Source organism: Mobilisporobacter senegalensis (assembly GCF_003752155.1).
GTDB classification, from domain to species: Bacteria; Bacillota; Clostridia; order Lachnospirales; family Lachnospiraceae; genus Mobilisporobacter; species Mobilisporobacter senegalensis.
The window spans coordinates 230,852-252,640 of sequence record NZ_RJVG01000004.1; the positions used below are offsets into that span (position 1 = coordinate 230,852).

Annotated in this window: 15 protein-coding genes and 1 pseudogene; 1 reads left to right on the forward strand and 15 read right to left on the reverse strand. The window is 34.7% G+C overall.

The window, feature by feature from the left end:
• Nucleotides 1-13: 13 nt before the first annotated feature.
• The 15 genes and pseudogenes from EDD66_RS08435 to nifJ all read right to left on the reverse strand — a co-directional run bounded on the left by EDD66_RS08435 (nucleotide 14) and on the right by nifJ (nucleotide 19,538).
• Nucleotides 14-1,222 carry a radical SAM protein gene (locus EDD66_RS08435; protein WP_170164301.1) on the reverse strand — a complete coding sequence of 403 codons (1,209 nt, stop codon included), beginning with the start codon at nucleotides 1,220-1,222 and terminating at the stop codon, nucleotides 14-16.
• Between the two features lie 8 nt (nucleotides 1,223-1,230).
• The gene (locus tag EDD66_RS08440; protein ID WP_123609139.1) at nucleotides 1,231-2,601 is read right to left on the reverse strand and encodes a B12-binding domain-containing radical SAM protein; all 1,371 of its coding nucleotides are present in this window, start codon (nucleotides 2,599-2,601) and stop codon (nucleotides 1,231-1,233) included.
• A 7-nt stretch (nucleotides 2,602-2,608) separates the two neighbouring features.
• Nucleotides 2,609-3,832 (reverse strand): U32 family peptidase, encoded by a 1,224-nt coding sequence (locus tag EDD66_RS08445; protein ID WP_123609140.1) that lies wholly within the window; start codon nucleotides 3,830-3,832, stop codon nucleotides 2,609-2,611.
• Nucleotides 3,829-5,046, reverse strand: coding sequence for a hypothetical protein (locus tag EDD66_RS08450; RefSeq protein WP_123609141.1), 1,218 nt, complete (start codon nucleotides 5,044-5,046; stop codon nucleotides 3,829-3,831). The genes EDD66_RS08445 and EDD66_RS08450 overlap by 4 nt, the downstream gene beginning before the upstream one ends.
• A complete protein-coding gene (locus tag EDD66_RS08455) occupies nucleotides 5,039-5,659 on the reverse strand; it encodes a class I SAM-dependent methyltransferase (RefSeq protein ID WP_123609142.1) in 621 nt (206 codons plus the stop codon). The genes EDD66_RS08450 and EDD66_RS08455 overlap by 8 nt, the downstream gene beginning before the upstream one ends.
• Before the next feature lie 2 nt (nucleotides 5,660-5,661).
• On the reverse strand, nucleotides 5,662-7,284 hold the full coding sequence (locus EDD66_RS08460; RefSeq protein ID WP_123609143.1) for an SPL family radical SAM protein: 1,623 nt from the start codon (nucleotides 7,282-7,284) through the stop codon (nucleotides 5,662-5,664).
• The gene (locus EDD66_RS08465; RefSeq protein ID WP_123609144.1) at nucleotides 7,281-8,270 is read right to left on the reverse strand and encodes a polyprenyl synthetase family protein; all 990 of its coding nucleotides are present in this window, start codon (nucleotides 8,268-8,270) and stop codon (nucleotides 7,281-7,283) included. Before EDD66_RS08465 ends, EDD66_RS08460 begins: the two co-directional genes overlap by 4 nt.
• Nucleotides 8,271-8,435: 165 nt before the next feature.
• The gene (locus EDD66_RS08470; RefSeq protein ID WP_207667765.1) at nucleotides 8,436-8,618 is read right to left on the reverse strand and encodes a hypothetical protein; all 183 of its coding nucleotides are present in this window, start codon (nucleotides 8,616-8,618) and stop codon (nucleotides 8,436-8,438) included.
• A 628-nt stretch (nucleotides 8,619-9,246) separates the two neighbouring features.
• On the reverse strand, nucleotides 9,247-9,699 hold the full coding sequence (locus EDD66_RS08475; RefSeq protein ID WP_123609145.1) for a hypothetical protein: 453 nt from the start codon (nucleotides 9,697-9,699) through the stop codon (nucleotides 9,247-9,249).
• Between the two features lie 45 nt (nucleotides 9,700-9,744).
• Nucleotides 9,745-11,274, reverse strand: coding sequence for a Y-family DNA polymerase (locus tag EDD66_RS08480; protein ID WP_123609146.1), 1,530 nt, complete (start codon nucleotides 11,272-11,274; stop codon nucleotides 9,745-9,747).
• Between the two features lie 445 nt (nucleotides 11,275-11,719).
• Nucleotides 11,720-12,028 (reverse strand): uracil-DNA glycosylase family protein, encoded by a 309-nt coding sequence (locus tag EDD66_RS08485; protein ID WP_123609147.1) that lies wholly within the window; start codon nucleotides 12,026-12,028, stop codon nucleotides 11,720-11,722.
• Nucleotides 12,029-12,645: 617 nt separating this feature from the next.
• A pseudogene (gene lysS, locus EDD66_RS08490) lies at nucleotides 12,646-14,127 on the reverse strand (lysine--tRNA ligase); the annotation flags it as partial.
• A 33-nt stretch (nucleotides 14,128-14,160) separates the two neighbouring features.
• Nucleotides 14,161-14,640 (reverse strand): transcription elongation factor GreA, encoded by a 480-nt coding sequence (gene greA / locus EDD66_RS08495; protein WP_123609149.1) that lies wholly within the window; start codon nucleotides 14,638-14,640, stop codon nucleotides 14,161-14,163.
• Nucleotides 14,641-14,981: 341 nt separating this feature from the next.
• A complete protein-coding gene (locus EDD66_RS08500) occupies nucleotides 14,982-15,890 on the reverse strand; it encodes a hypothetical protein (RefSeq protein ID WP_123609150.1) in 909 nt (302 codons plus the stop codon).
• 120 nt (nucleotides 15,891-16,010) lie between these two features.
• On the reverse strand, nucleotides 16,011-19,538 hold the full coding sequence (gene nifJ / locus EDD66_RS08505) for a pyruvate:ferredoxin (flavodoxin) oxidoreductase (protein ID WP_123609151.1): 3,528 nt from the start codon (nucleotides 19,536-19,538) through the stop codon (nucleotides 16,011-16,013).
• A 328-nt stretch (nucleotides 19,539-19,866) separates the two neighbouring features.
• Here nifJ and EDD66_RS08510 point away from each other — a divergent pair, with 328 nt between their 5' ends.
• Nucleotides 19,867-21,708 carry a choice-of-anchor A family protein gene (locus EDD66_RS08510; protein ID WP_123609152.1) on the forward strand — a complete coding sequence of 614 codons (1,842 nt, stop codon included), beginning with the start codon at nucleotides 19,867-19,869 and terminating at the stop codon, nucleotides 21,706-21,708.
• The last annotated feature ends 81 nt before the right edge of the window (nucleotides 21,709-21,789 follow it).

The following is a 21,789-nucleotide window of genomic DNA, read 5'->3' on the forward strand; positions in this document are numbered from 1 at the left end:
CTCATAATTTAAATTAATAATGTTCCTGTTGACAAAATGGACGGATCATATCATCAGCCTCCAGGAAAAAAAGTCCACACTTCTTATTCCGCTCATAGTCAAACTGATGATCCCCCATATAGTTCTCACAACTAATCATTAAAATTTCCTTTAGATTTGCTAAGGGATCAAATTCTTTCTTTAATATTGATGAATACAGCATTTTTCTAAATATATGTTTTTTTATTAATTGAAACATATTCAGTGTCAGTTTCATCATTAAGAAAGTCTTTTTGCCAAATGAATTGGTATTATTCAACTCATTTGTTATTTTCTCTAAATATTTCAGAAGGGATTCCATATTAAGTGCCTCCTGTACCGGGATTAGAGTTTTGTTTTTTGTAACATATATATAAGTTGTTAAGTTACAATGCTCATGAAACAGCGGGAAATACTGCTTTTGTGGTTTTTTACTAACCGCCTCTATAAACTCCGGAACTGGAAGAATAGTGGCAGGAGACGTGAAATGCTCCTTCCTAATCTGCCTTTTCGTCTGACATTCAATACTTTTTACAATCTCGTCCTTATTATAAATATAAGCCAAATCAAATTTATCAGAGTTGTTACTATTTCGTATAAAAGATTGGAAATTAACATGTTCTATAAAATCTTTATTTTCAACCGCATAATCTATAATAGATCCGATCTCTCCATCGTTAATACCCCGCATAATACATGCTGCAAGTATTGTTGCCTGATTCACAGATTTCAGGTTCTTTAATGCTTGTCTTTTCGTTTCAGCCAGTTCTTTTCCCCTCATTAACTGGTATGTGCTATTATTGAACCCATCAAACTGCAATCCCATTTGACTCAACCCTGCTTTTTTAAGATCCTTTACATAATCAATATCTTCAGCAAGCCTTATTCCATTTGTCATAACTTCTGTTCGCTTAAAGCCCATTGCATGAATCCTAGCTATTAAGTCGGGAAGGTCATCTCGTAAAGTGGGTTCTCCTCCTGTCAGTGCAATTGTCGGATCAATATCTGGCCGTTCTTTTTTTAATCTTTCCAGACGATCTATTATGTCTCCAAACTCCAGGTCTTTGTACATACTAATTTCCGATTGATTTTTCAATCTCCTAAAGCATATGGGGCAATTAAGATTACATTTTTGTGTCACTTCAATTAGCCCTAGTATAGGATTTGATAAAGCTTCGATTGATGTAATGAAATCTGTATTCATACCCTCTCCTACCATTTCTGTGAGTCAAAGAAACCACCAAATGACCATTTTAAAAACCCTTTAAATGTTTCTTTATCCAATTTTTTCACTTCCGAAATTACACGCTGCAACATCTTAATTGGCCTGAAATAGAATTTCCGATAAGCATAATTCAAAAGCTTTTTCCCATCCTCTAATTTTATCTCCTCAGTTTCCAGAATTGGACTCATAATGGTATACCGTAACAAGTTCTTTTCCTTAATCAATCCTTCCTTCTCACAGGATTCGTAAAATCGTGTTCCTGGAAATGGCGTAGGAACTCCGAAAAAAACATAATCAGGATCTAGCTTTAGTACAAAACTCACTGTTGCTTTTGCATCTGCAATTGTCTCCCCTGGAAACCCTAGTATGGATGATACTGCTACTCTCATTTTGGAATCGCGTCCTAATTTTACAGCTCTGAAAAATAAGTCATTTGAAATATCTCTATTCAGGTTTTTCATCGTCTTCTCCTGAACAGACTCTATCCCAAATAATAGACATTCACAGCCTGCACGAGAAAACCGTTTCATCGTTTCTAAATCCGGTATCCTGTCTGCTCTGGTCTGCATTCCCCACCAGACTTTCAACTTTCTCTTCTCAATCTCATCACATATTTCTAAGGCACGAGGTAAATCCACCAAAAAATCTTCATCCACAAATGAAATTCCTTTAACCTTATATTGTTCAATAAGAAATTCCATTTCATCTACAACATTCTTTGCACTTCTTCCTCTCCAGCTTGGAAATAGATGAGAGATTGAGCAGTAATTACAGGTCATGGGGCAACCCCTGCTGGTCATCATAGTGGCCATGTTCATGGGGCCAAAAAGCTTATACTTATGCATTGGAAATAAATGTCTTGCAGGGAAAGGTATGTTGTCTAAATTTTCTTCAGGTATCCTTGGATTGGTTTTAATTACTTTCCCATCCTTTTTAAACATTAATCCATCTATCTCTTGGGGATCTTTACCGCTCAATAGTTCTACAAACGTTTTTTCCCCTTCTCCAAACATGATATAATCTGCATAGTCTATCAATGAATCCGGTTCCAAGGATGGCATTGTTCCCCCTATTGCCACTGGATAATGTGTTCTCAATTTCTCAGCAATCTGCTTACCGTAATCAATGTTACAGGTAACACAGGATATTCCTATGAATTCCGGATCTGTCTTCATTGCCTCTTGTACTGTTTTTTCCACGTTATATTTAAAGCCAAAAGCGTCGACTACTTTTACTTCATGTCCAGCCTGCTCTAAAGCTGCAGCCACATAAGCAAGTCCAATTGGAATACTGGGCAGGCCCATGAATTTTAACACTCTGGGTTCATCATAATTCGGGTTGACTAAGGTTACTCTCATACAAATTCTACCCCACAATCTTTTCTTTAAAATATGGTAAATATTTTTTCATTAGTTGCCACTTTTTTGTATTTTTAACATATTGGTTAAACGCGTATTTCATTAATATATATTGCATGAAATTCTGTTTTTTAGTTACCTCCATCATATTTCCTATTTTATCAAAGGTAGAGCAGTATTCCTCTAATATCTTTTCGTCGTAATGGATAATATCATGAAAATGATTTGAACAATAGTTGCATTTTGAACAGTCTCCACATTCAAAACCTTTTTTAAAAAACCGGTTAAAGAATTTTTCCAGCTTTGCCTTATCAGAAGTTAAATTGAGTTTATTATCAAATAATAATTCGCCTAATTCATGTGATTCGGGGGATATAATCGTTAATAAATCAAGCACATTTCCATCATATGATTCCTCACTGTAAGCTCGTCCTGCCCGGACAATCCATTCTAAATTTTTCTCTCTGCCCCCTATTTTCATATAGTCCACAATACCATCATAGTAATTGCTATCTTCGGGTCTTAACCATGGGCTTTTTAGTATTTCATCCATATTTTTTAACCGTTTGTTTAAACAATTGTAAATACAGTAATCCAAATAAAAAGCTTTTTTATGTACTGAAGCATGTGAACCAGAGTTATAGTGATAATAGCGATAAGGGCAATCCTTTAAACAACTGTCATTTACCAGTATTTCAAGATCCAGCTTTGTATGGTTCCGAATATCTTTTATTATGTTGGGCTTACGGTTTAAATTGATGTTTAATACAATTCGGTTAACACCCAGCTCTTCATAACGTTTTACCTTCCCGATGCTATCAACAGCCACAATGGTTGATAATGCAATTTTAACTTTATTTTTACTTATTTTCTTTATCAATTCAATTAGATAAGGCACTGCCACTGTAACTGTATCACTAAACGAACATATCCACTTTAACTCATCCAACATTTTAGCTTTATATCGTGGATCAAATTCCATATTTCCAAGACAACTGGAATTTATTGTATAGTTAAACTCCAGACCGCTTTCATGGACTTTTTTCACATAATTTTCAACGTCTTTTCTTTTTAGTAATTTTCCACGTATTGCAGCAGAGGAGTGTCCCGCTCCCAAATAACTAGATTTTAATGAACCATATAACTCATGTATTTTATTCTTTCCCTTTTGTATTTCAGGAAGATAGTCAAAGAATTCATAATCCCATGAACATGGTAATGCAATTTTCATTTTATATTCGCCAACTCCTTTTCAAGAATTGCTAAATTGCCGTTTGTTGACTCCACAAACTTTAGTAATTCTTCTCTCACACTGCCATTTGCAATTGATTGTTTTATCAGATCAGTTCCTTTTTTAAAAGTATCCACCATTCCATTTAAAAATAAATATTGAGCGGCATTTATGACAAGCAAATCTGAAAATCCATCCTCTCGCTTTCCTACCATAGATTCTAAAGTAATTTTTAACCTATTATCAAAGTCACTTAAAGTAATGTCTTTCACATTTCTGTGTTTTACTCCCCAATCTTCAGGTGTTGTATAAATAGTATCCTTTACCTTGTTCTCTTCGATTAATGTCATCTTAGTCATACCTACATTTGATACTTCATCCAATGACAAACCTTTGTCATCAGTCCCATAGACAATCATTCCTTTTTTCGTATATGAACAAAGTTCTGCAACAAGTTCTCCTACCAACTCAGTATCTGGAACACTAATTCCCCGTTGCTGGAAAGGAGCCTGAAAAAAATCAAAACAGAGTATATGAAATCGAAATGGATAAAATAATGCTTTCATGATGTGCATACCATTTGGTACTTTTGACATAAAAGTTGCTATATCCTGAGTTTTGGCATCCGCCGCTGATTCTCCATTAATATAAGCAGCTCGACTGGTTATAAAGGCAGTTTCAACGGATTCTGGTAATGTAATAGCTTTATACCCAATATTATCTGTAAAATTTCCAGCCCCTGAAGCTCCAAAATAGGAATGACTCCCCATTTTCAGAACATTTGCTCCAGCAGCTGCGGCCATTATTATGGATGGTGTAGAGACATTAACTGTTTTAATCTCATCGCCGCCAAATCCATTTGTATAAATCAAATTTTTGCTGAAGGGCTTAACGTCCTGGTATCCATTAAACCAGTCATTATCTTTAAAACTCTGAATGAATCCTTTCATTTCCATCACTGTGATTCCTTTTGCAAATATACCTGTTAAGAAAGTCGGTGCAATCAAAACCGTAAGCGGATCAATTGATTTTAAGGACATAAGCATTCGGAGCTTTTCAGGTAAAAACTTCTTGGTTACAAACCCTTTCTCAATGTTTTTCCATTCTCCCCATAAATATCCCCAGCCTTTTCTCACTTCTTCCTGTGTGAGATTATCCTGGTTTTGAATACGTATAAGTATTTTTTCCCACCACAATTCCCATGTTTTATCCATCTTTACCTACCCTTTTACATAATATTCCATATTCAAAAAAATACTTAACAGTTCCCACTACTTCTAAACCTGATTTCTTGCATAACTGAATGCATTCATCCATGTTAACTGGATCTGAATAGCCCATTTTTTTCTCTCCTAATTCCAAAAATCTTGTAAATAAATTATTATTTAGAGCAAAAATTAATACATACCCATTTGCTTCGGTAAAAGATTTATGTAATTCAATTATGTCTTCCTTTTTACTGAAATGTTCAAGTAGACCATCACTCATTACCAAATTGTATTCCGGTCTCCGGGCAATTTTTGTAAAGTCTTCTTTTAGGTATTTAATACTACCTGTTCTATTTTGAAATAACTTTTTATGCATTTCATAGGCAATTTCATTATTATCAACAAGCGTTACACTACCCCCATATATATCCAGAATATGTATGGCTGCAGCACCAGTACCTGCACCTATTTCCATAACATCCGGTGTTTTTATGTTAATTTTCTTTAATATCTTTTGGTATTTTTTTAAATGCACAAAATAGAGGAATTTAAGAAAAAGGGGATGCTTTTTTACCCTTTTCCAAAAAAAATTCCAATCGACATACTCTTTGTTTTTCATATTTACAACCACTTTCCTTTGATCATCTTTGAATAATCATTCAGACCATATTTCTTTAAAACGCCTTTCATAAGATAATCAAATATCCTCTTCTGATACTCCTTATCAACATAGAGGTTATCATTTCCTCTCACATATAACCGTTCATAATCTTCCGTTAATTGCGGATAATATTCATCTATAAACTGCTTTACCTTATATTTGCTATCTCCACGTAAATTGAGAATATCCGGTATTACATAATCGACTTTATAATCAGACAACGTCTTAACTAGATGTTCCATTTCACTTTCACTATCTGTGATAAAAGGGAAGATAGGAATCATAAGTACTCCCACCGTAATCCCAGCTTTCTTTAATTTTTCAATTGCTTTTAAGCGGTTCTCAATCGGTGCAGCTCTCTTTTCTATTTTATCTAAGAATGATTGGTCTAAAGAAGGTATACTAAACACTACATCTGTTAATGGACCTAACTTTGTTAAAATGTCAATGTCCCTCATAACCAAATCAGACTTTGTTGTAATTGTTACTGGATTTTTATACTTATATAGTAACTCCAGTATTTTTCTTGTAATTTCATAGTGTTCATCTATTTTTTGATATGGATCCGTTACAGTGCCAAGGTTAATTAATTTATTTCTGCTTTCTCGCCATTTTGGAACCATTATCTGCTTTTCTAAAGCTTTATCCGCATTAATTTTCACATAAATAATTCGTTCAAATTCATCTTTGGTATGCCCCAAATATTCATGACTTGTTCTTCCATAACAATACTCACAGGCATGTAGACATCCTCGATAGGGATTTGCCCCCCAGTTAAACGGTAGCATTGGAGAGTTAATGAAATGCAGCATAGTGGAAACAACAATTTCTTGATAAGTAACCTCAGTTTTACTCTTATCATCATTGAATTTCTCACTGATTAATTGGATTCTTTCGATCTCATACTTATTCATTTTTTCTTCACAGGCTTTTTTAAATTCAATTTCTATTAGTTCTCCAAACTTTAGCTCAAATACTTTTCTAACCACATAGAAAGCATTAACATTCTTGATTTCTATCCACTCCATGATGTATTTTTGCAATAAAATAATATTCTTCTTACCAAGATTATTAATTGATGTAACTAGCCCCTGCTGAGTATCCATATTATTTGAAACAATAAAAATCACTATTGAATCTAAAAAATCAACAACTTCTTCCTTATTATCTTTTTTAGCCAACACCTTACTGTATGTTTCTAGATATATACGTGCTAAAACTGGATACTCTGGGTCTGCTAATTTATTTTTTATATATTTGATTAGTTCAAGGTCCCCCTTTTCCAATATTGATTCAATACTGGGAATCAAACCATACCTTATAAATTTTTTACTCCAATCATTTGTCAGCTCTACAAATCTTTCATGAATAATTACTCTGCATGATTCTAATTTTTCATATGCCAGAGCCATATACATGACAGCAAATACTCTCACATATTCATCCTCTGATTTTAGAATATCCAATACCTGCTTAAAATCATCGGATGTAAAATCAATACCCATTTTCTTTTTCAGAAGATTTTTACAAGTCTTCACTTCTGGTTCTCTTTTTATTTCCTCCACAATTAAATCAATATTCATTGAACTCCCTCCAGTAAACAATCACAATATTCTTGTAAAGCTATTTTGTACTCATTCTTTCTTAAATCCTTTATATCCTCTTTTGCTTTTTTTATATAATAAACGATTTTATCTTTTACTTCGGACAGAATTATATCCTGGCTAATTATTTCAATTACCAATTCCTTATTTGAAGATTTCCCGCTATAAAAATTTTGTATTATTTCCTTTTGCAGGGTATTACCTATTTTATAAGCTACAATTGTTGGTAATGTAACAATTCTTCTTTCTAGATCAGTCTGATAAGATTTATCAGCTCCCTCATTTCTTAAATAAATAACACTCTTTAAATCATCCAGTATTTGATATGCCAGACCAAGATTATACCCATAAGACACTACAGCAGCTCTATAATTCTCACTATCCCCAGCAATAATTGTACCTAATTCACAAGCCATAGAAAAAAATATAGAGGTCTTATTACTGATCACATGTATATAATCCAATTCACTGATAGTATAGTTTCCCTCTAAAATACTTTCTGACTTTTGACCTTCATACATATGCAATAAACAGGATGATATACTATTTAAAATTTCTTTTTTCTGATTTTCTCCAGTTTCAATCTCGCCTATTAATCTCATTACGATAAATATTAAACAGTCCCCCAATAGCAAGGCTGAAGGCAGCCCATACTCATTCACAATAGTTTTTCGTCCTCTTCTATATACCCCATTGTCAATTATATCATCGTGTATGAGACTTGCTGCCTGTATTAACTCAATAATAATTGTGAGTTCAGTAAGGCTAGAGTCGTATTCTTTTCCTGCTAAATAAGCTGTAATATATGTAAAAGTAGAACGTATCATTTTCCCAGGACATTTTATTACCTGCATAAACTCTGGAATTGACATAAAATCCTTTAAATCTATATTATCAATAATTTCAAAAACCTGACTCTCATAGGTTTCTTTAACCTTTTTATTTATAATATTAAAGCTTTTCACTTATATCCCCCCACACAGTAGCTTATTAATAAAGTTTTTAACACCCCACCATATTACTTAAATTTTGTACATTTTTATGTATTTTTCTATATTTTTCGCTCTTTTTAATATACTTTATCCAATTAACTCCAATTAAATAAATAATACAAAATATGCCACATTTTGTCAATAATTTTCTGATTGCTTAAATTCTTCATCGCAAAAACCTTCTGTTTTTGCATAATCAGCATAAAATACATCTCCTACATTCATTAATGAACAAATTAAAATCCTTGCCACACCATACTCTTCTGCTAAATCTTTCTGGATTGTAGTTTTAAGTATTGCTAATTTACACCTTTTAATCATGTGACTAACTCCCTGATATATAACTTCTTGAATAGCTAGTTCATCTTTCCTCCTAAAATGGGCAGAAAAAAAGCCGGGCGTAACATTTCTGATACTCCCGGCTTTCATGGCCATAGTTGAAAAGGTCATAAAAATGGCCCTGACACTTAAAAATGCCAAGGATATTTTTACTTACTTAATATTCTTTATAGCTACCCCATAATACAGAGTATAAGGGATTGAAGATTCAAAGTCAGCACGCACTTAGTCCGCATTCCGTCCGCCTTTAGTTCACACCTAATTTATCTTCACTAAAAAAATACTTGCTGTCGATATTATTTCCACTTATCCCAATGAAAACAGCTTTATATTTTAGAAGTGCATAACCCCATAATGCCTTCTGTTAATTTTCTCTTCTCTGATCCTGTTTCTGTACCACTAACACCTTCATACCGATCCTCATATTATCTCTTATTGTTCCGTCCATTTTTCTCCAATCAACATTTTCATTTTAAATAAATATATTTCTTCTGTTATCAATTTCGACTCTGACAAAGCTGTAAACGTTAAATATATTTGCTCTAAATAGCATATCTTTTCTATATATCAACTTTTGTCTTATTCATAACATTTAACCAAAAGGTAATGCTTACATAGAAAAATCATTTATAGACGGAAAAATTTCTCCTTTGATACTGATGATTTCCTCTATAGGTATCCTTGTTTCATCCTGCATAACGACAGTTCGCTCATGCCCGTCAATTTTTTTCACAATGCCAATAGCAGAAACGTAAGCTCCACCTGTCTTCTTTTCATCTGGCTGAAAATAAGTGATATTAATCTCTGGTTGACTACCTAACTGCTCATGTACGATTCTCAGTTTTTCATCTAATACATTTTTCGCACACTCATCCAACTCCATTCTTCTATTTGTTAGCCTTGCTGTCTCCTTGATGGCTCCTTCATAATCGGTCACTGCGACAAATGGAGAAAATTGTGCCGCACGATCATGTGTAGACATATGTGGATGAGATTTTGATATATGGTGTGGTAGATTGATGATATCATCATACTGATGTTCATAATTCTTATCGTCTTTCATTTTCTGCCTCCTTATACATTGTTTCACAAGCGTTTCCTTTCGGAGCTATGCCTTATGTCCTCCTATTTGCTTGTTTCGCTCTACTGTCATAGCACCCTTTTCCAAATTCATGCCCTTTAATATAGCATTTTTTCCGAACTTTTTCTTTATGTCCAATACCGCTTGTTGCATCTTCTTTTCACGTTCCAGAGCGGCTTCCTCTTCTTCCCTTTTCTTTTGTTCAGCTGTATAATCGGTGAACAGGTCAAGCTGTTCAAAGGAATCAGACCTTACTACAGAACTTTCATCAACAACGTGATTTGCAGTTATGTTAATCCTTCTAACCAAAAGGTTTTCATCTACTATTTGACAATACAAATCCATGACTGCATCGATTATTAGTTTTGTAGAGGACGTTAGACCTCCTAGATTTGCGGTTCCATGAGCATGTTTTGGAACTTTACGCCCATAATGATCTGTAGTTACAGTTCCATTGTATTTCTTCCTTATCTCTGGGTTACTCATATTCTCAATATCATAGCCTACAATTAAAACCATCTGATCCGCCACAAGCCCTTTATCAACCAGATCAAGAACAAGAAGATCTGTCATTTCCCGTACAATCAACCTTGCTTTCTCATAATCATATGGGCACTGTAGAACTTGTCCGGATCCAAGGCTTTTTACACGAGGCTTATAAGACTTTATGTCTGCCATCGTACATGGTTCCCAGCCCCAAGCATGATCAATCAACAGCTCAGCATTTATTCCAAACAACTTATAAAGCAGTTCTTCATTGTAAAAACTATTAGGTTTTCCAATCGAACACTTTGCCACATCCCCCATTGTAAACAGTCCATATTTTTCTAATTTTCTGGCATATCCTCTCCCAACACGCCAGAAATCCGTTAGTGGGCGATGTGACCAGAGGAGATGACGATAGGTCATCTCTTCTAATTCAGCAATCCGGACTCCATCCTTGTCTGGTACTATGTGTTTCGCCACGATATCCATCGCAATCTTACAAAGATATAAGTTAGTGCCCACTCCAGCTGTGGCCGTAATTCCAGTAGTTTGAAGAACTTCTTGTATCATCTTCATAGCTAATTCCCGTGCTGAAAGATGGTATGTCTGCAAATAATTGGTCACCTCCATAAAAACTTCATCTACGGAGTAAACATGGATATCTTCCGGTGCAACATATTTCAAATATATACTATAAATCCTAGTACTATATTCCATATAGCAAGCCATTCTTGGTGGAGCTGTAATATAATCTAATGACAATTCAGGAGATTTTTTTAGTACTATATCATCATAGGAAGAGCCAATAAATATGTGACCAGGGGCTTTACAAACTCGTTGAGAGTTCACTTCTTTGACTTTTTGAACAACTTCAAAGAGTCTTGCTCGCCCTTGAATGCCATATGACTTTAAAGATGGTGACACCGCAAGGCAGATTGTCTTTTCAGTGCGGCTTGCATCAGCAACTACAAGATTAGTAGTCAAAGGGTCAAGATTACGTTCAGCACATTCAACAGAGGCATAGAAAGATTTTAGATCAATCGCAATATAAACATGATTTTCCTGTTTCATGGTCTATGCCCCCTTCTTATTCTTCAATCTCTGATTCCATTTCATCCTATGTTACTTCATATGGTGTTCTTCAAAAGGTATATATATAGCTATCTAGAAAATGTATCATTCTGTTCTGCATTTATCTCATTTTATTCTCTTTCCAACTTTTTTACTTTGAATGGTTGATGGTATATTCAAGAGAATTTGTAAATCCGACTTTATTCATGAATAATAATTTAAATTATATCAAGAATTCATTGCTTATTCAATTATCACATGATAATGAGTATAGGTAAGTATAGGATTCTATTTTTAATGCTAACCAATATGATTTATCACTTGTATAGGTATATTATATGGAGTTCTTATATTTTTTCTCTATATTGTTAAAATCATTCTTAAAGTGTTTCATTCTTGGAAGTCCATTATTATTGAGTTACTATTGAAGTACTATTCATTTATACTATTCATTTATTATGTTGTTTTTGTTAATTATTTGTCTTATCCCTTCAACAAATTTTTGTTGCCCTCCGTTGGCGGGATGTCTAACATACTCCGTAGCATAACTTTGAAACATAGTACTATTTAGTATAGTTTCTTCCGCTGCTCTTCCCACTGCAATAATTTTATTTATAGTTCTAAATTCATTTAAAATAATTTCTAAATATCTTAGTCCAGCTTCATTTTCTTTTTTTGTTGGTTTTCTATTAGTATCTTTACTACCCTTGAAGGGATGAAAACGAAATTTGTTCCACAATAGTAATTGATCCAAATATGTACCTATATTCCCCCATACTATACTTGCTTAGCTCCCTTTTTCTAAATTCACATCACAATTAATTGCTTTATATCCAAGTATCTCCCCTAAATACGAGTTACACCATTTCTTTTTATCAAATGAAATTCTTCCGTAAACGGAATTCCTGTATTGCGACACCCTTGTAACCTGGTGCCTCTCCTACTATAATGAATTCTCCATGCTGTAACTGATATGAAAGCTTCTACAGGAAACTTTAGCATCTCTGCCGTTGTTGGATTTAGTTTACCGCCAATTTTCTAATTTGAAAATTCCGCAGTGTGGTAAAGTTATTTTGAAACTTACCTTCTCATGGTAAAAATAATTATTTATGCTTATCGACTATGACTTACACTTTAATGGCATAGAATTTACTTCGTAAATTCTTCCTGCAACGAAAAAAGGACACCTTTCTAAAAGTTAACTTTTAGAAAAGTGTCCAAGTAGTGCAAAATATTAAATTGGTTTCTTTAGAGGGAACTCAGCATTATCGTGTATTATCACGTATTATGCGAGTCAAAAATGTTGTCTTTTTGTTGTCCTTAGGGAATTCAACACCCTTCAAACCCTTGATTTTACTGGCTTTATTTATCCAGCGTCTTCATCGTAGGGAATAATAAAACATCTCTAATAGCAGCAGAATCAGTTAAAAGCATAACTAATCTATCAATACCAATTCCTATACCACCAGTTGGAGGCATTCCATATTCTAACGCTGTTAAGAAATCTTCATCCAGAACATTTGCTTCATCATCACCTGCGGCACGAAGTGCTTCCTGTGCTTCAAAACGTCCTCTTTGATCAATTGGATCATTTAATTCGGAGAATGCATTGGCCATCTCACGTTTTGTGATGAATAATTCAAACCTTTCTGTATAGTTTGGATCTGTTGGTTTTCTCTTAGCTAAAGGAGATATTTCAACAGGGTGATCCATAATAAATGTAGGTTGGTCTAATTTTTCTTCCACATATTCTTCAAAGAATAAATTGATAATATCACCTTTTTTATGCCTGTTCTCAAAGGCAATATGATGCTCTTTTGCTAATGCTTTTGCCTCTTCTTCTGTTTCAATTGTATTAAAGTCAATTCCAGCATATTTCTTGACAGCATCAACCATAGTTAAACGTTCAAACGGTTTTGACAGATCAATTTCTACACCATCATAGCTAATTAGAGTTGTTCCAAGAACCTTATTGGCAACGATTCTAAATAATTCTTCCACTAAATCCATCATACCATAATAATCCGTATATGCCTGGTATAATTCTAACAAAGTAAACTCTGGGTTATGGCGAACAGATAGACCTTCATTACGGAATACACGTCCAATTTCGTATACTCTCTCAAGCCCACCTACGATTAATCTCTTTAAATATAATTCAAGAGATATTCTTAGATGAATATCCTGATCAAGAGAATTATGGTGTGTATTAAACGGTCTTGCAGCCGCACCACCAGCATTTGGTACAAGTACCGGTGTTTCTACTTCAATAAAATCCTGATTATCTAAATAATTACGAATCTCCCGAATAATGAAAGAACGTTTAATAAATGTATCTTTTACTTCCGGGTTCACAATTAAATCAATGTACCTTTGTCTGTAACGAGTATCGGTGTCTTTTAAACCATGGAATTTCTCAGGTAGAACCTGCAGACTTTTAGAAAGTAATACAACTTCTACTGCTTTAATGGAAACTTCCTCTGTATGGGTTTTAAATACAACCCCTTTCAGACCTACGATATCACCAATATCAAATTTCTTAAAATCTGCATATGCATCATCGCCAATTTCATCTCTTCTGACATATGCCTGCATATTGCCTTTTACATCAGCTATATTACAAAAAGATGCTTTACCCATCACTCTCTTTGACATGATACGGCCAGCAATAGATACTTCCTGTCCTTCTAATTTCTCAAAATTTTCAAGGATATCTTTTGTATGAGCTGTTACATCATACTTCATGATTTGAAAAGGATCTTTTCCATTCTCCTGAAGTTCAGCTAATTTAGCTCTCTTTATTTTTAGTAATTCATTTAAATCCTGTTCGACTTGCTTCTTTTCTTCAGCCAAAATCTATCTCTCCTTCATATGTAGCCTAACTGGCTAGTTAGATTTTTGTATCTCTAATATCTTATAACGTGATATTCCTACTTGTGTTTCTAATTCAACGATTTCTCCAACTTTACCGCCAATTAATGCTTTACCTACAGGAGATTCATTAGAAATCTTTCCTTTTAAGCTATTCGCTTCTGTGGAACCAACAATTTTATAATCTAATATATCATCATATTCTAAATCCATAATACGAACTCTACATCCAATGTTTATTGTGTTAACATCAACATCTTCTTCTACTACTACTTCTGCATTTCTTAGGATTTTATCTATTTCTTCAATTCTTGCTTCAATATCTCTTTGTTCATCTTTCGCAGCATCATATTCAGCATTTTCTGATAAATCCCCTTGTTCTCTTGCCTCTTTGATTTTTTCTGCTACTTGTTTACGTCTATTTACCTTTAAATCTTGTAATTCATCCTCTAATTGTTTTAACCCCTCATAGGTTAAGATGTTCTTCTTCTCCATTAAAGCTCAACCTCCAAATTGTATTATCGTATCTTTTATAATGTATATGACTATAAAAAATAACTTATCCCAGGTATTTTCTGTTTTGAAAATCTTAGAACAGGGCTTTTCTTAGCAAGCTATGACCCTGTACATTCATGATATTATATCCTATCATCTTTTCATTGTCAAGATTTCGCTATATAAGTCAATTTAATATAATCGTTATTAGTTACAAACCAGCATGATCTTTTCTTAAAACTATATCATTTTTCTCAAAAAGAGTGTAATTAATTCAGGTGCAGTTTAAACCACACCTGAACTGTATTTTCCATAATATAATTGAATATATAAGTTACTTCCTAGAGGTATATTAATTCCCTTAAGTTCAAATTTAATTCTTTACTTATTTCATCTAAGCTATACCTTAGGCTTCCATTATTCTTCCCTTCTATAAACTCGCCCAGGAAAGAACGGTTTCTTAATAAATAAAATCCCAATAATTCATTATTAATCACTTGATTTCCAGAGCTGATTATAACATCATGGATAATACAGGTATTTTTATTTCTTAAATATTGATACTGCCTCTTTATAATATCACTTTCCAGGTCTATCACTATATTGCCCTGATATCTGGAACGTTCTTTTGATAAATCTATAATTACATCGTTAGTATTGTCATTGTCAAGATATTCTGATGTGATCTCAATAACTAGTCCTGTATTATCATATATAATATCAACAAACTCATTAAAATATTCAGGTCTGGGAGTAATAATTGTCAGATGATTTAAATCATTTACTAATAACTCCAGGATGTAGTCAATCTTACAATCTCCTGAATCAATTATCTTTAATCTCATATCTTTCATATCAATGGAATGAATCTTTAGGGTACGTTCCATTATAGGAATTATCATTATATACATAATTATAGTCCTATATTGTTTTATCAGTGACTCATCTATTTTACGAATGAATCTGGTTAAATTTGGTTCTGTATACAGATATTCTATCTTATTTTCTTTTATTATCTTGTCAATATAATCTGTTTTATATTCTTCATCCAGCTCATCAAATTCTTTGTTCGTAAAGGGCAACATAATTGTGTCCCCTTTTTCTCCCAGATATACACTTTCTTTATATATAGTCTTAACATATCTTTTTAAGTAAAATAAATATATTTTTCGAGGCAAATATTTCTTTCGTTTTCGAAACTTATTCTCTTCTTTCTCTTCCATTGTTGAAATTATTGAATAACCATTCATGATCCTACCACTGATATCTTGTTTATATTTATTATATTCTTAAGCTATTAATATATGTACATACTATTGGATCAAGATGAAAAATCCCCTTGCCTTATATATGACAAGGGGATAATTTAATTATTCTTCAGATGCTAATTTTACTAATTTTTCATACTTCGCTTTTGCATCTTTTTCTGATTTCGCAAACAATTTCGCTGCTTTTTCTGGATTAGAACGAGCAAGTGAACTATAACGAACTTCATTTTGAAGGAATTCCTGATAATCTGCAGTAGGTGCCTTGCTATCTAATTGGAATGGATTCTTTCCTTCTTCTGCAAGACGTGGATCGAATCTGAATAGATGCCAGTAACCTGATTGCACCGCACGTTTTTCTTCGGTCTGAGCACCTTTCATACCGCCTTTGATACCATGATTGATACATGGAGCATAAGCAATAATGATAGATGGTCCTGGATAGCTTTCCGCTTCTACAAATGCTTTCACGCATTGATTGTAATCAGCACCCTGAGCGATTTGTGCTACATATACATAGCCGTAGCTCATTGCAATCGCTGCAAGATCTTTCTTTTTAACTTCTTTTCCGCCAGCTGCGAATTGAGCAATTGCACCGGTTGGAGTAGCTTTAGAAGATTGTCCGCCGGTATTAGAGTAAACTTCTGTATCAAATACAAGAATATTAACATCTTGTCCACTGGCAATTACATGGTCTAATCCGCCAAAACCAATATCATAAGCCCAGCCATCTCCACCAAAAATCCATTGAGATTTCTTAGCCAGGTAGTCTTTTTCTTTTAATAGTTCTTTCGCTTCAGTACTGTTTTCAGATTCTAAAGCTGCAACTAACGCTCTTGTAGCTAATCCGTTGGCACCACTGTGATCTTTTGTTTCAAGATATTTTTCACATGCTGCTTTTATATCATCTTTCTTAGTAACCTTAGATAATGCTTCTACGGAAGAAAGTAAACGGCCTCTTAATGCCTGATTTGCTAAATGCATACCATAACCATATTCTGCATTATCTTCAAATAATGAATTAGCCCATGCTGGACCACGTCCATCAGGTCCCACCGTATATGGAGTAGAAGGTGAAGATCCACCCCAGATTGAAGAACAACCTGTTGCATTGGAAATTAACATTCTATCTCCAAATAATTGAGTTGCAAGTTTGGCATAAGGAGTTTCTCCACAACCAGCACAAGCACCTGAGAACTCAAGTAATGGTTTCTTAAATTGGCTGCCTTTAACACTTGATTCTTTAAACTTATCTAACACAGCCTCTGGTGTTCCAAGTGTTGTAGCATAATCAGCTAATTTTTGTGAATCTAATTGAGATTCCAGATTCTTCATAACTAATGCTTTCTCGCCCTTCTTACCTGGACATACATTAGCACATGATCCACATCCTGTACAATCAAGTACAGATACAGAAATTGCAAATTTATATCCTGGCATACCTGTCATATCAAGCATTAATGAACCTTCCGGTGCATTAGCAGCATCACTTTCATTCATTACCACTGGACGAATGACAGCGTGTGGACATACATAAGAACAGAAGTTACATTGAATACAATTATCAGGCTTCCATTCTGGAACATCTACTGCTATACCACGTTTTTCATAAGCAGCCGAACCTTGAACCATCATACCATCAACATAATCAACAAATGCAGATACAGGAAGTGAGTTACCTTCTTGGGCATTAATTGGATTTTGAATATTGTTAACATAATCAACAAGACCTTTTCTGCTGCCGGTTGCTGTTACAGATAAATCTTCATCTGCTGCACTTGCCCAGGAAGCTGGAACTTTAACTTCAACAATATCAGTAACACCACGATCAATTGCATCATGATTCATCTTAACAATAGCTTCACCTTTTTTGCCATAAGAAGCTGTAGCAGCATCTTTCATATATTTTACTGCATCATCTACTGGAATGATATTAGCTAATTTAAAGAATGCAGCTTGAAGAACTGTATTAATACGTCCACCAAGACCGATTTCTTTACCAATTGAAATACCATCAATTGTATAGAATTTAATATTATGTTCAGCCATATAACGTTTTGCCTGGCCTGGAATATGTTTTTCAATCTCTTCCATGGACCATCCGCAATTAAGCAGGAAGATTCCACCGTCTTTAAGATCCTGAACCATATTGTATTTCCTTATATAAGATGGATTATGACAGGCAACAAAATTAGCTTTCTTAATTAAATATGTAGCTTTGATTGGATCTTTACCAAAACGTAAGTGGGAAATTGTTACACCACCAGATTTTTTGGAATCATAATCAAAATAAGCCTGAGCATACATATCAGTATGATCACCAATGATCTTAATGGAGTTCTTATTCGCACCTACAGTACCATCTGCACCAAGACCCCAGAATTTGCAACTGATTGTACTTTCAGGAGTTGTATTTGGATTTTCTTTTAAGTCAAGAGAAAGATGAGTTACATCATCATTGATACCGATAGTAAATTTCTTCTTCTCTGTATTACGGTAAACTGCAATAATTTGAGCAGGAGTTGTATCTTTTGAGCCAAGGCCATAACGTCCTGTATAGATTGGAACATTATCAAATTTAGTATCTTTTAATGCTGCAACGACATCAAGATAAAGTGGTTCACCAAGAGAACCCGGCTCTTTCGTTCTGTCTAATACGCTAATTTGTTTTACAGTATCAGGAATTGCATCAATAAGATGTTCTGCACTGAATGGTCTATATAATCTTACTTTCACAACGCCGACTTTTTCCCCGGCAGCGATTAAATAATCAATTGTTTCATCGATTGTTTCACATACAGAACCCATTGCAATAATAACTTTTTCTGCATCCGGAGCTCCATAGTAATTGAATAGTTTATAGTTTGTACCAATTTTAGCATTCACTTGGTTCATGTAGTCTTCTACAATACCAGGAACCGCATCATAATATGTATTGCATGCTTCTCTTGCCTGGAAGAATACGTCTGGGTTCTGAGCTGAACCACGAAGAACTGGATGTTCAGGATTTAAAGCACGGCGACGGAAAGCATCTATTGCATCCATATCAACCATATCCTTAAGGTCTTCATAATCCCATTGTTCAATTTTTTGAAGTTCATGGGATGTTCTGAAACCATCAAAGAAGTGTACAAATGGTACTCTTCCCTTGATTGTAGAAAGATGAGCTACAGCTCCTAAATCCATAACTTCTTGTACACTACTGCTGCATAGGAAAGCAAAACCAGTTTGGCGACATGCATAAATATCTGAATGGTCACCGAAAATTGAAAGTGCATGACTTGCTAACGCACGTGCAGATACATCGATCACACATGGTAGTAATTCACCTGCAATTTTATACATATTAGGAATCATTAATAATAATCCTTGAGAAGCAGTATAAGTTGTTGTTAATGCACCTGCTGCTAAAGAACCGTGTACTGTACCTGCTGCACCTGCTTCAGATTGCATTTCAGTTACTTGAACTTCATGCCCAAAGATATTCTTTCTTCCTTGAGTTGCCCATTCATCAGTATGTTCTGCCATAACTGAAGATGGAGTAATAGGATAGATTGCTGCAACATCTGTAAATGCATAAGACACATGAGCTGCTGCCGTATTTCCATCCATGGTTTTCATTTTTCTAGCCATTATATAATTTCCTCCTTAAAAGTACTTTTTTAAACATACTCTGTTATAATTTTATCACTTTCACAATTAATTGTAAAGGTTGTCAGTTTCTAAATATTGTACTAAATTCAATACTTGTTACAGTTCAGCCATGCAGAAATTATATATTTTTAGACAAAATCTATATTCCGGCATATTATGAATGGGATGGCTGAACTGTAACAATGCATGATGGGGAATAAAGTTTTTCTATATCTATACAAAAAAGTTTGCACCCAAATTTTTCTAGTGAATAAACTGTATTAAGAATAAGGATATTTGTAATCCAAAGGAGTTTTTTAGTGTTAATATGGATAATAACAGAAATGAAGCTTTATTAAACATAGGAATACCATACGATAATATTATTTGGAATGACATAGAGGGGCAGCCATTCGGGATTGCTTCAAATTTTAATGCTATTATATTTGAAGATGCAAATAATATTATAGATACAAAAGGTGCCATGGCTGTTGGAGGAAACTTTTACAGTCCACGGGGATTAAGCCTTGCATTTGGTGAAAATGTTAAACTTGCAGAAGTTAATTACTCTCCTGATGCAGTAAGATTTTTAGTAGGAGGAAATATAACTACTGGTGGTCCTCTTGTTGTGATAGGTCATGTTGTGGCAGGAGGAAGATTCCGAGGCGCAAGTGGCAGTACTTATTTTATCGGTAAGGACCAGATGGCTACTCAATTACAAGAGTTAGAATTTTTATATCAGGCAGTTGGCGGCAGTCCTTATTGGACACCAACTGACAAAAGGACTCACTATATCATCTCAAGCTATGATGTGCCTCGCTATATACCAGCCAGCAGAATTGGGGCAGATGTGGGATTATTCTTTGAAGAAGCCAGAGATAGCATTACGGATTATAAAAATTGTATTATGGCAATGGAGGAAAATGGAACCGTAATAGATAATTTCCATGAATGGATTCTTAGTGGCAATGATCCTGAACTAAATGTATTCGTTATTGATGCCAGACCTAATGGCATATTAAACAAAGGAATCAGAGCTGAAGTTCCAGATGGAAGTCTTATTGTTGTCAGATTCAGAACCGGAAATAATGCTCACATACAATACGGATTGTGGGGCGATCGAAGACATGTTCATCAAACTCTTTATGTCTTTGAAGATGCAAATGAAATTTTTATGGAAGTTCCTGCTGCAATCTGGGGAAGTATACTTGCACCACAGGCTATGTTCCATGCTCATCCAACAGGCGGACATATCAGTGGCAATGCAGCCTTTCGTTCTTTTGCTGTAAGTGCAACAAGTGGATTTGAATTTCATAGCCATCCATTTATGGGAGGTCTGTATTGTGGAGTAACTGTTCCAACAATGCCTGAAGAGGCCGAAGAAATGCCTGTGGTTGAGACTCCACCTATCACTGAATATGTACCATATCAACCATTTGCTCCTACCCAGGAGTTTTTGCCTGCGGAGGAAATGCCGGTCATACCGGCTCCGGAACAAGCACCTTGTCCTGAATGTCCACCTCAACAGCCTTGTCCTACTTGCCCTACTCCACCGCCTTGTCCTGCTTGCCCGACTCCAGAGCCTTGTCCTACTCCACCGCCTTGCCCTGCTCCGCTACCTTGCCCGGATTGTCCTGCTCCAGAACCTTGTCCGGATTGTCCACCTCCAGAGCCTTGTCCTACTTGTCCGACTCCAGAACCTTGCCCGGATTGTCCGGATTGTCCGGATTGTCCACTTCCGGAGCCTTGTCCTACTTGTCCGACTCCAGAACCTTGTCCTGTTTGTCCAGATTGTCCGGATTGTCCTGAAGCAAGGTCGTATACAGAATTTGTTCCACTACCAATTCCAATCCCATATCCCGAACCAACGGAATGCCCTGAATGTCCGATTTCTTTAATAACACCAGGTATCATTTCAGGTTATGTAAGAGGTTGTAATTGTTGTAGAAATCATCCTTGGGAAATTACTCTCTATCAGATATGTAAAGATGAAAAGATAATGTTATATTGCGAAAGAATCGCTTGCTTTGGAAGTTTTGAATATGAAGTTCCTTATGAGGGAAATTATATGTTAAGTATATGTCCTCCAAGGAATTATAGAAGAACTGCAAAGTGCAAACCAATTATTGTTTTAGAAAATGTAGGTGTATCTAATTTCATGATCTGCTAATATAATATTTTAACCCCAACAGGAGCTGTCTTGCGTGGCAAGACAGCTCCTGTTTTATATTTATATTGTTTATATTAAATA